The sequence below is a fragment of the Streptomyces sp. AC512_CC834 genome, assembly GCF_019049325.1.
Classification (GTDB): domain Bacteria; phylum Actinomycetota; class Actinomycetes; order Streptomycetales; family Streptomycetaceae; genus Streptomyces.
In genome coordinates this window covers 90,669-102,173 of record NZ_JAGMUO010000048.1, presented here as the reverse complement: position 1 = coordinate 102,173, position 11,505 = coordinate 90,669, and the positions used below count along the sequence as shown (strand labels likewise).

Below are 11,505 nucleotides of genomic sequence, written 5' to 3'. Positions count from 1 at the left end.
GAGACGACACTCGGGCCCTCAGCCTGCACAACCTCAGCTCACGGCACGAAAACGGGCCACCGACTCCGTCGGCGACCCGTCACGCAAGATCGAGGCTAATCTGCATCGATGCGGCTGTTCCAGTCCCTCACCTGCGCGGATGAGTCTTCCAGTGTCATTCGGATCGTGCTGCGTTACGCGGCCGATTCGACTTCTAAGCTACATGTGTGCGCTGGCCATGCGGAGGTGCTCTTCGCCTGCGAACGGCGTCCGCAACAGGCTGCGGAAGTGGGCAGCTGACGGCACCTGGAAAGGGTCGTCACGAACCTCCTCTCACTCGGCAGGCCCTGAGATCGAACCGCCTTCAAGTGACCCGAAAGTGAACTCCTAGGCGTACAGGGTGACCCGCTCCTTCGTCGCGACTGGCGAGTACCGAGGAGCCGGGGGAGAACGCCGGCGAGGCGACGGCCCCGTCATGGGCGACGGAGGCGCCAGGAGCGCCGCCGCCAGGCCGCTGCGCACGGCCTGTCTGCGATAGATCCAGCCTCAGAGTCCGAACGTGACCGTCCTGCTGCGCCGAGGGGACTGCACGCTCTACCCGACCGACGCCGGGTGGGTGACGTGGTAGTGCTGGCCACGCTCGGCTGGCAGCGAGACGCTGTTGAGCCGCTGTGGACTGAGAGAATCAAGAACGACTTCTGGCCGGACATCCACATGACGCCCGAGGAGGGCGTACGCGCACACCTCGACCTGCAGGGCGGCCGACCGGGCGGTGCCCTGCTGCCGATCCACTGGGGGCACCTTCAACCTGGCGCCGCACGCGTGGGCGGAGCCGGGGGAGTGGACGCTGGCCGCGGCCGAGGAGGCCCGTCAGGCGGTGGCGTTCCCGCGGCCCGGTGAGCCGTTCGAGCCGGCGGGGGATCTGCCGGTGGAGCCGTGGTGGCGGGCAGTCTCCCCTGCGACCGCGTACCCGTGGCGTCGTCCCCGGCCCGTTGAGGGTGTGACCGGGACGAATAGGGATGATCTCGATCTCGCTGGTGATCGGTGACGCGGGTCTGAGACGAGCTGGGTGAGATGGGACGGATGCTGGAACGTCTCTCGGCTGAAGCAGGAACGTTCGCCGGCAGACGCGGCGCGGCGACTTGTGTGCAGTAACCTCACCTCGGCTGCTGTTCTCCTGAAACGCCTGGTTCCCACGACGTCGGAGGAGTTCCCGCGGGGCAGCCGCAGCCTCAACGGCAGAACTCTGACAGAACAAGGGGCCAGCAAGTCATGGAATCCAACCACGTCCGCCCGGCGAATCCACAGCCTGCGGACACTCTGCCCCGCACGTCGGAAAACTACAGGACGGTGACGACCCGAAACCCCGAGATACGTGTCGAGAAGTGGGGTAACTGGGAGATCGAGTACGAGTTCACGCCCGCCGCGGGCGACCATGGAAACCTTCTCGTCGTTTTCTCCTCCGTAGGTTCGAAGTACGGATTCGGAAACGCCCTGTCGGGCGTCCAGTGCAACGTCCTGCGCATTCGGGATCGGTTCGACGGGGGAACGTCCTATTACGTCTGCCGGGATATGGACTTTTCCGTCTCCGAAGCGGTCGAGGAGCTGATCTGCGCCTATACAGAGAAGCTGGGCCTGTCGCGTGACGAGGTGGTTCTCGCAGGATCGTCCAAGGGAGGCAGTGCAGCGATATTCTACGGCCTGAAGTATGGCTATCGGAACATCGTCGCCTCCACCCCGCAGTACTTCATCGGCAGCTACTCGCAGGGACACGGAGTCCTCGGCGCGTACGTTCTCGGCGAGGGGGAGCCTCAGGAGAATGTGGACACGCTCGACGCCGTGCTGCCGACGCTGCTGGCCGAGGACGAGGACCGTGACCGCAACGTCTACCTTGTCTCGTCCAGCCGGGACTACCAGTACGAGGAGGAAGTAGTCCACTTCCTCACGGCTTTGCGGAAATACTCCAACTTCAACTTGTTCATGGTGGAGTCCCCCGCTCTGGTCAAGCATGCAGAGGTGACGCGACAGGGCCTGTCCGTCATTCTGAGCATCATCTACGCGCTGACCGAAGGCACCGTTCCGAGATGGGGCGATGTCCAGATCGGCTCCAACGACGTGGACGAGCACGCCGCGGCCACGTATCTGGCGGATCTCCGGACGCGGGACACCGCGCTGGCTGTCCTGACCGGCGCCACCCTTACGCACCAGCAGGCCAGATTGACGGGGCATGCCTTCATACCCGGCGTGGCCGCTGCCACGCAGGAATCCGGGAACAGCGGATCGCGGGAGACCAAGCAGCTCGTTCTTGTGCGGGAAAGCAAAGCCTGGGTGGCCGATGCGGACAGCGTGCCGGCGGACCAGCTCTATCTCAAGTACTTCGATACGCACTTCGCCGCGTACGAGGATGGCGGGTTCGCATGCGATGTGCGGGAATTGTCGGATTCTTTGCCCGAAGGCGCGTATGACGTGTTCGCCCGGGTGATGAGCAGGAACGAGGCCATTGACCGAAGGGTTCCCCTCGTCACGTACAAGCCGATCGATCGCCGAAGCGCCTCCCATGGCTTCGAAGTCGTACTCAAAGGCGACCAGAAAGGCGTCCGGCTGATCAAACGCAGCCTCGCGGACGGCGGTCCCGGCGGCACCGTGTTCTCGGTGCGACGCTTCCTGATGGATGGTCAGAAGCTACGCGTGTACGGCGTCTTCTACCTCCCCGGTCGCAACGCGGACCACAAGAACCACGCCGCCTACTACCTGACACTGCATGGCCAGGACACCGCTCATACCTTCGACCTCAAGCCCCTGCAGATGACCGAGCAGGTCCGCCCGCATGTGAGGTCGGGCGACTTCGGCTCGTACGGATACGGGTTCTTCACCTCACCGGACGGGAAGGGCGTCGACCTCTCCGCACTCCCGGCAGGCACGTACACGGTCCAGGTCACGATGAGCGCCGGCGGTGCCCTGTTCTCCCACCCGGCAGGCCGCGTCGACCTGCGCCAGGGCGACGGCGAGGCGTTCGCCCACCCAAGCGACAGCCAGGGCGAGGCCAAGACCAGTGGTCGCAAGACCCTGCGGGCGAGACTTCGGCGATCCTAACTCCGCATCGGTCGGTCATCGGCCGCGATGCAGGCAGCATCGACGTGACGGTCCCTGTGGCGGGCGGCGAGGAGCCGACGGGCGCCCGAACTGCTCGCGCTCACTGACGCAGTCGAGCGCGTCGTCGAAGGCGCGGCGCGCTGGGCCGCCGCCGGGCGTACGGCGACGCTCCACTGTCACTCACCGTGACTGAATTTGATCGGGTCCGATCGGTCCTCGGTGCTTCGCGAACGGGTGCTTCACCGGCTTATCGGTCTGTCGTACGAGACCTCATACCAGAGCGGGACGTTGGCCGGGAGACTTTGGCAACTGCCCACCGCACATGAGGGGCAGCCGACTACTGTCAGTGTCCGTCGGGCGACGTAGGGCCGACGTATCAGTACACGGACCAGTACGAGGACACCGATGTCTCACCTCCGCGCCCCGGCCGCGCGAGCAGACCGCCGTGAGGGCGGGCGGCACGGCCGGCCGGCCCCACGTACCACCGCCGCGCTGCCCGAGCACCACATACGGCCCCAACTCCTGCGGCTCGCCGTGCTGCCGCCGGTCGCGGTCGCCCTCAGCGCGTGCGCGGTCGTCCTGTTCACCGTCCGGTCCACCGGCGCCCGTCCCGGCCTCGTCCTGTGGTGCGCGCTCGCCGGTGCGGTGTCGGTGACCGTCGCGGCCGTCGCCATCGCCGCCGTCGCCGCCGACCGCGCCGCCCGGTCCGTGCACGACCGCGTCGGTGCCCTGCGCCGCGGCACCGCACGTCAGGAGGGCGATCTGCGCGCCGTCGTCGAGGCGTTGCGCCGCGGCGAGACCCCGTCGCGGCGCACACCGCGCGGCGGTCCGCCGGACGACGCCGACGACTTCGAACTGCTCGCCGCCGATCTCTCCCGCGCCCACGACGGCGCCGTCACCGCCGTCGTCCGGGCCGCACAGCTCTCCAGCCAGGCGGGCAGCGAACAGAAGCTGGAGGTCTTCGTCAACCTCGCCCGGCGCCTCCAGTCGCTGGTGCACCGCGAGATCTCCATCCTGGACGAGCTGGAGAACGAGATCGAGGACCCCGACCTCCTCAAGGGCCTCTTCCACGTCGACCATCTCGCCACCCGCATCCGCCGCCACGCCGAGAACCTCGCCGTGCTCGGCGGCGCGGTCTCCCGCCGCCAGTGGAGCAACCCGGTCGACATGACCGAGGTGCTCCGCTCGGCCATCGCCGAGGTCGAGCAGTACTCCCGGGTCCGGCTGGTCCCGCCGATCGACGGCACCCTGCGCGGCCACGCCGTCGCCGACGTCATCCACCTGCTGGCCGAACTCGTCGAGAACGCCACCCTGTTCTCCGCCCCGCAGACCCAGGTGCTGATGCGCGCCAACCTCGTCACCTCGGGCCTCGCCGTCGAGGTCGAGGACCGCGGACTCGGCATGCCCGTCGGCGAGCAGAGCCGGATGAACGCCCTGCTCGCCGACCCCGACCAGGTCAACGTCGCGCGCCTGCTCGCGGACGGCCGCATCGGGCTGTTCGTCGTCTCCCAGCTCGCCAAGCGGCACGGCATCACCGTCCGGCTCCAGACCAACATCTACGGCGGTGTCCAGGCCGTACTGGTCGTACCGCAGGCCCTGTTGGGCGCGGAGCCTGGGACGCATCCCGGGGGCGGCGCGGTCCGTCCGGCCGAGGGCACCGGTGCCGGGCCGGTGTCGCCCGTACCGCCTGCCCTGCGGCAGCAGGGGCCGGGGGCTCCCGCCGTGTCGCAGGCCCCCGCGATGTCGCTCGCTCCGGTCGCGCCCGTCCCGCCCGCGCCCGCCCCTGCCGGATCTGCACCGGCCTCGTTGGCTCCCGTGCCGTCCCCGCCGACCGTGCCGTCCCCGCCGACCGTGCCGTCCCCGTCGGCCGGGTCGGCCGCGTCGGCTCCGCCGACACCCGGTCCGGTAGCTCCCGTGTCGGATCGGGACCGGAGGGCCGACGGCGAGCCCGTGCCGTTGCCCGTGCGCGGCACGCACCGCAACCGGCCCACCCCGGCCGCCGCCGTACCGGGCGTGCGGCCCGACGACCGGGGCGTCCTCGCCGAACACGCGGCCACCCCGCCCGTCCCGCGCCACAGCGCGGTGCGCGGCACCATGGGCAAACCCCAACTGCCCCGCCGCCGCGCCCAGGAGCACATCGCACCCCAGTTGCGCGGTGGTCCCGCACCGCGTCAGGAACCCGAGCAGTACACCGGTCACGATCCCGGCCTGATGGCGGCCTTCCAGCGCGGCATCGGCCTCGCCGAGGCCCAGCAGCACACGGAACCGACCCCCCTGGCACCGACCTCCGTGAGGCCCGCCCCGAGGGAACCGGCGCCGATGGAGCCGGCCTCGATGGAGCCGGCCCCCGGGGACCCGGCCGGATGACCACCCCCACGAGCGGCGCGACCAGCGCTCCCGCAGACCTTCGTACCCCAAGGAGTCGATCCACCATGGCCAGCGATGCGCCGACCGGCCAAGTTTCCGACCTCGACTGGCTGATGAGCGGCCTCGTGCAGCGCGTGCCGCACACGAGCAGCGCGGTACTCCTGTCCGCCGACGGACTGGTGAAGTCCGTCCACGGCCTCGACGCCGACAGCGCCGACCACATGGCGGCCCTGGCCTCCGGGCTCTACTCCCTCGGCCGCAGCGCCGGAGTCCGCTTCGGCGACGGCGGGGACGTGCGGCAGGTCGTCGTCGAACTCGACTCGACCCTGCTCTTCGTCACCACCGCGGGCTCCGGCACCTGCCTCGCCGTGCTGGCCGGCCGCGAGGCCGACGCGGCCGTGCTCGGCTACGAGATGGCGATGCTGGTCAAGAGCGTCCGCCCCTACCTCGTCACCGCGCCCCGGCAGCACGCCGCGGAACCCCCGGCGATGAGGCCTTGAGGGTGGCCGCGGCCGGCGACGGGCCCTGGCTCGACGACGCCGCCGGACGGCTGGTGCGCCCCTTCACCGTCAGCAACGGCCGTACCCGGCCCACCGTCGCGCTCGACCTGATGTCCCAGGTGATGGCCACGGGGGCGACCCCCCTCGGCTACCTCGGACCCGAGCACGCGCAGGCACTCGACCTGTGCCGGGCGCCGCTCCCGGTCGCCGAACTCGCCGCCCATCTGCGGCTTCCGGTGGCCGTGACCAAGGTGCTGCTCTCGGACCTCGTCGACTGCGGCGCGCTGACCACCAAACCCCCCGCCTCGTTCCACCACCACCCCACGGACCGGGCCCTTCTGGAGGCAGTGCTCGATGGACTACGACGACAGCTCTGACCACGCCCACGGCGAAGGCGCCGACCCGTTCCCCACCGCCCTGAAGATCCTCGTGGCGGGCGGATTCGGTGTCGGCAAGACGACCCTTGTCGGCGCCGTCAGCGAGATCGCGCCGCTGAGCACGGAGGAACTGCTCACCACGGTCAGCGCCGCGACCGACAACCTCGACGGAATCGAGAACAAACTTGAAACGACCGTGGCCATGGACTTCGGCCGCATCACCCTCGACGCCGAACACGTCCTGTACCTGTTCGGAACGCCCGGCCAGGAACGCTTCTGGTTCATGTGGGACGAACTGTGCGAGGGCGCCCTCGGGGCGGTGATCATCGCCGACACCCGCCGTCTGGAGGAGTCCTTCGCGGCCGTCGACTTCTTCGAGGAGCGCGGACTCGGCTTCATCGTCGCGATCAACGAGTTCGACGGCTCCTACCGCTACGACCCCGAGGAGGTGCGCGCGGCCATGGACCTCCACCCCGAGATCCCGATCGTGCGCTGCGACGCCCGGATCTCCAGTTCCGGCGTACAGACGCTGCTCACCCTCGTACGCCACCTCATCGCCCACACCCCGGCCCCCACATCGGGGTTCGGTGCCGGAGCCCGCCCATGAGCTACGACCCACCGCGCCCGACCGGACGTCTGCTGCTCACCCCCGAGGACCGGGAGGCCCCCGCCCGGGTGCGACGACTGCGCCGGCTCGGTCTGGCGGAACGGCCCGACCCGGCCCTGGACGCCTTCGCCGCCCACCTCGCGGGCCTCGCCGAGGCGCCGTACGGGATGGTCAACTTCCTGGTCGAGGGCGGGCAGTTCTTCGCGGGCCTCAGGGTGCCGGAGGTCCCGCCGGTGACGCGCGGGGACGGCACCAGTCCCGAGTTCCGCCGGGTCCAGCCCCGCGACCACGGCTTCTGCCCCCATGTGGTGGTCCGGCGCAAGGCCCTGGTCCTGGAGGACGTGCGCGACTACCCGCGCTTCGCGGGCAACCCCGTCGTCGACGAGTTCGGCATCCGCTCCTACCTCGGTGCCCCGCTCATCGACAGTACGGGGACGGTCCTCGGCACGGTGTCCGCCGCCGACATACAGCCCCGGACCTGGGGGACGGCGGGCCTGGCGACGATCAAGTCGACGGCGGCCGACCTCGTACGGCGCATCGAGCGCAGCGCGGAGGACGGGCTCCCCCTGTGAGGGGTGGCAGACGGGCTCTCCTGTGAGCGGCGGCAGACCCTCGCGGGCGGCGTGAAGGAAAGCTGCGACGGGGCTTAAGAAAGGCTCGATGGACCCGGGGCGGTGTCGTACGGCAGATTGCTGTGCGATTCCCCTCCCCTCCCCGGACGCGGGCCGCTTCGGCATGCCCACCGCCGGGACCCCACCCCGTCAGGAGCCGTTCAGTTGAAGGCGCTGGTCAAGGAGAAGGCGGAGCCCGGGCTCCGGCTCGCGGACGTACCCGAGCCGGTCGTCGGACCCGGTGACGTACTCATCAAGGTGCTGCGCACCGGCATCTGCGGCACCGACCTGCACATCCGGGCCTGGGACGGCTGGGCACGGCAGACCATCCGCACCCCGCTCGTCGTCGGGCACGAGTTCGTCGGCGAGGTCGTCGACACCGGCCGGGACGTCACCGACATCAAGGCCGGTGACCGGGTCAGCGGCGAGGGCCATCTGGTGTGCGGCAAGTGCCGCAACTGCCTGGCCGGACGGCGTCACCTGTGCCGGGCCACGGTCGGTCTCGGCGTCGGCCGGGACGGGGCGTTCGCCGAATACGTGTCCCTGCCCGCCACCAACGTCTGGGTGCACCGCGTCCCCGTCGACCTGGACGTCGCCGCGATCTTCGACCCGTTCGGCAACGCCGTGCACACCGCCCTGACCTTCCCGCTGGTCGGCGAGGACGTGCTCATCACCGGCGCCGGACCGATCGGCCTGATGGCCGCCGCCGTGGCCCGGCACGCCGGGGCGCGCAACGTCGTGATCACCGACGTGAGCGAGGAGCGTCTCGACCTCGCCCGCAAGATCGGCGCGAGCCTCGCCCTGAACGTGTCGAAGTCGGCCATCGCCGACGGGCAGCGCGAGCTGGGCCTGCGTGAGGGCTTCGACATCGGCCTGGAGATGTCCGGCCGCCCCGAGGCCATGCGCGACATGATCGCCAACATGACGCACGGCGGCCGGATCGCGATGCTCGGCCTGCCGTCCGAGGAGTTCGCGGTCGACTGGGCCCGGATCGTCACCTCGATGATCACCGTCAAGGGCATCTACGGCCGCGAGATGTTCGAGACCTGGTACGCCATGTCGGTGCTGCTCGAGGGCGGCCTCGACCTCGCCCCCGTGATCACCGGCCGGTACTCCCACCGCGACTTCGAGGCCGCGTTCGCCGACGCGGCCGGCGGCAAGGGCGGCAAGGTCGTCCTCGACTGGACCGCGTAAGCCACCGCTGGACCGCGTAAGCCAGCGCGCCCACACGTACGTACTCCTAGGAGCTTCAGAGATGTTCGACTCCGTGCGCGACGACCTGCGCGCCACCCTCGACGAGATCCGCGCCGCCGGCCTGCACAAGCCCGAGCGCGTGATCGGCACCCCGCAGTCCGCGACCGTCGCCGTCACCGCCGGCGGCCGCCCGGGTGAGGTCCTCAACTTCTGCGCCAACAACTACCTCGGCCTCGCCGACCACCCCGAGGTCGTCGCCGCCGCCCACGAGGCGCTGGACCGCTGGGGCTACGGCATGGCGTCCGTGCGCTTCATCTGCGGCACCCAGGAGGTGCACAAGGAACTGGAGGCCCGGCTGGCCGCGTTCCTCGGCCAGGAGGACACGATCCTCTACTCCTCCTGCTTCGACGCCAACGGCGGCGTCTTCGAGACCCTCCTCGGCCCCGAGGACGCGGTGATCTCCGACGCCCTCAACCACGCCTCGATCATCGACGGCATCCGCCTCAGCAAGGCCCGCCGCTTCCGCTACGCCAACCGCGACATGGCCGACCTGGAGGCGCAGCTCAAGGCCGCCGGCGAGGCCCGCCGCAAGCTGATCGTCACCGACGGCGTCTTCTCCATGGACGGCTACGTCGCCCCGCTCGCCGACATCTGCGACCTCGCCGACCGCTACGACGCCATGGTCATGGTCGACGACTCGCACGCCGTCGGCTTCGTCGGCCCCGGCGGGCGCGGCACCCCCGAACTGCACGGCGTCATGGACCGCGTCGACATCATCACCGGCACGCTCGGCAAGGCGCTGGGCGGCGCCTCCGGCGGCTACGTCGCGGCCCGCGCCGAGATCGTCGCCCTGCTGCGCCAGCGGTCGAGGCCGTACCTCTTCTCCAACACGCTGGCCCCGGTGATCGCCGCCGCTTCCCTCAAGGTGCTCGACCTGCTGGAGTCGGCCGACGACCTGCGCGTCCGGCTCGCCGAGAACACCGCCCTGTTCCGCGGCCGGATGACCGAGGAGGGCTTCGACATCCTCCCCGGCGACCACGCCATCGCGCCCGTCATGATCGGCGACGCGTCGAAGGCGGGCCGCATGGCGGAGCTGCTCCTGGAGCGCGGCGTCTACGTCATCGGCTTCTCCTACCCGGTCGTGCCGCAGGACAAGGCCCGCATCCGTGTGCAGTTGTCCGCCGCCCACTCGACGGACGACGTGAACCGCGCGGTGGACGCCTTCGTGGCGGCGCGGGAGCAGCTCGCCGCCTGAACGTCCGGCGACGTGACCTGAGAGAATCGATCCCGTGATCGAAGCGCGGCGGCTGCACATCCTCCGAGCGGTGGCGGACCACCGCACCGTGACGGCGGCTGCCGCCGCGCTGTACCTCACGCCGTCGGCGGTCTCCCAGCAGTTGGCCGCCCTGGAGCAGGAGACCGGGCACCGCCTGGTCGAGCGCGGTGCCAAGGGCGTACGGCTGACCCCGGCCGGCGAGATCCTGCTCAGCCACACCAACGCCGTCCTCGCCCAGCTCGAGCGGGCGGAGGCCGAGCTGGCCGCGTACAGCTCGGGCGCGGCCGGCACGGTCACGGTCGCCTCCTTCGCGACCGGCATCGCCCTCGTCGTCGCGCCCGCCCTGGCCCGCCTCGCTGCGTCGGCGCCCGGCATCCGCCTGCGCGTCCAGGACGCGGAGGGCGACGCCAGTCTGCCGATGGTCCTCGACCGGCAGGTCGACGTGGCCGTCGCCGTCGAGTACCGCGGGGCGCCGTCCGCCGACGATCCGCGGCTGACCCACGTCTCCCTGTACGCCGAGCCCTTCGACGCGGTCGTCCCGGTGGCCCACCGCCTCGCCGACGCCGACGAGGTGCCCCTCGCGGAGCTGGCCAAGGACCCCTGGATCGGCCCCTACCCGGGCAATCCGTGCCACGACGTGGTCGTGCTGGCCTGCGAGAACGCCGGGTTCCAGCCCCGACTCGAACACTCCTCGGACGACTTCCGCGCGGTGGTGTCCCTCGCCGCGGCCGACGCCGGGGTGGCGCTCGTGCCGCGCTCGGCCCTGCACGGCACCGACCTCACCGGCGTGGTCGTCCGCCCGGTCGACGGGGTCGCGCCCACCCGCCGCGTCTTCGCGGCCGTACGCCGGGGGGCCGAGGAACACCCGCTGATCCGCCCGGTCCTCGACGCGCTCGGTGAGGCGGCCCGGGCGTGAGGTTTCTCCAAGCAGGTCGCGGTGCGGGCCGGCGGGCCGGCGGCCCGGGGGACGGCGCACCCGACGGCACCGGGTGACTGTCAGTGGCGGCGGTTACCGTGCCTGACATGCCGGACGCAGAAGACGTACGCCGTATCGCCCTGTCCCTGCCGGACACGACGGAGAAGACCGCCTGGAACATGCCCACCTTCCGGGTCGCGGGGAAGATGTTCGCGACGCTGCCCGAGGACGAGACCTCCCTCGCGGTGCGCTGCCCGAAGGAGGAACGCGACGAACTGGTGCTGGCCGAGCCGGACAAGTTCTGGATCGCCGGCCACGAGGCCCAGTTCGCCTGGGTGCGGGCCCGGCTCGCCGCCGTGGAGGGCGAGGGCGAACTGCGCGACATCCTCGCCGACTCCTGGCGCCAGGCGGCCCCGACCCGGCTGCTGGAGGCCCACCCCCGGCTGGGGCTGCCGACCGGGGGCTGAAAACCCCTCGGGCGTTGTCAGTGCCCCGTGGCATGATCCGAAGACGTGCGTGGCAGCCGGTGCCGTCGGGGGGTTCCGGCCGTCGGACGTACGACGGGAGCGGGACCGCAGGGGGCGG

10 protein-coding genes and 1 pseudogene are annotated in these 11,505 nt (G+C 70.8%); all 11 read left to right on the top strand.

Features of this window, described 5'->3' with window-relative positions; translation table 11 throughout:
- Positions 1–669: 669 nt before the first annotated feature.
- Positions 670–1,027, top strand: a pseudogene (locus KUM40_RS41420) (MBL fold metallo-hydrolase); the annotation flags it as partial.
- A 224-nt stretch (positions 1,028–1,251) separates the two neighbouring features.
- Complete coding sequence (locus KUM40_RS18905) at positions 1,252–3,072, top strand: hypothetical protein (protein WP_217167162.1); 1,821 nt, start codon at positions 1,252–1,254, stop codon at positions 3,070–3,072.
- 405 nt (positions 3,073–3,477) lie between these two features.
- Positions 3,478–5,439, top strand: a complete 1,962-nt coding sequence (locus tag KUM40_RS18900) for a sensor histidine kinase KdpD (protein WP_217167161.1) — start codon at positions 3,478–3,480, stop codon at positions 5,437–5,439.
- 65 nt (positions 5,440–5,504) lie between these two features.
- A complete protein-coding gene (locus KUM40_RS18895) occupies positions 5,505–5,939 on the top strand; it encodes a roadblock/LC7 domain-containing protein (RefSeq protein ID WP_217167160.1) in 435 nt (144 codons plus the stop codon).
- A 2-nt stretch (positions 5,940–5,941) separates the two neighbouring features.
- A complete protein-coding gene (locus tag KUM40_RS18890; RefSeq protein WP_217167159.1) occupies positions 5,942–6,316 on the top strand; it encodes a DUF742 domain-containing protein in 375 nt (124 codons plus the stop codon).
- Positions 6,294–6,923 (top strand): ATP/GTP-binding protein, encoded by a 630-nt coding sequence (locus tag KUM40_RS18885; RefSeq protein ID WP_217167158.1) that lies wholly within the window; start codon positions 6,294–6,296, stop codon positions 6,921–6,923. Before KUM40_RS18890 ends, KUM40_RS18885 begins: the two co-directional genes overlap by 23 nt.
- On the top strand, positions 6,920–7,495 hold the full coding sequence (locus tag KUM40_RS18880) for a GAF domain-containing protein (protein ID WP_217167157.1): 576 nt from the start codon (positions 6,920–6,922) through the stop codon (positions 7,493–7,495). The genes KUM40_RS18885 and KUM40_RS18880 overlap by 4 nt, the downstream gene beginning before the upstream one ends.
- Before the next feature lie 204 nt (positions 7,496–7,699).
- On the top strand, positions 7,700–8,728 hold the full coding sequence (gene tdh / locus KUM40_RS18875; protein ID WP_217167156.1) for an L-threonine 3-dehydrogenase: 1,029 nt from the start codon (positions 7,700–7,702) through the stop codon (positions 8,726–8,728).
- 61 nt (positions 8,729–8,789) lie between these two features.
- Positions 8,790–9,983, top strand: coding sequence for a glycine C-acetyltransferase (locus tag KUM40_RS18870; RefSeq protein ID WP_217167155.1), 1,194 nt, complete (start codon positions 8,790–8,792; stop codon positions 9,981–9,983).
- Positions 9,984–10,017: 34 nt separating this feature from the next.
- Positions 10,018–10,920 carry a LysR family transcriptional regulator gene (locus KUM40_RS18865; protein WP_217167154.1) on the top strand — a complete coding sequence of 301 codons (903 nt, stop codon included), beginning with the start codon at positions 10,018–10,020 and terminating at the stop codon, positions 10,918–10,920.
- Positions 10,921–11,027: 107 nt separating this feature from the next.
- The gene (locus KUM40_RS18860; RefSeq protein WP_217167153.1) at positions 11,028–11,387 is read left to right on the top strand and encodes an MmcQ/YjbR family DNA-binding protein; all 360 of its coding nucleotides are present in this window, start codon (positions 11,028–11,030) and stop codon (positions 11,385–11,387) included.
- The last annotated feature ends 118 nt before the right edge of the window (positions 11,388–11,505 follow it).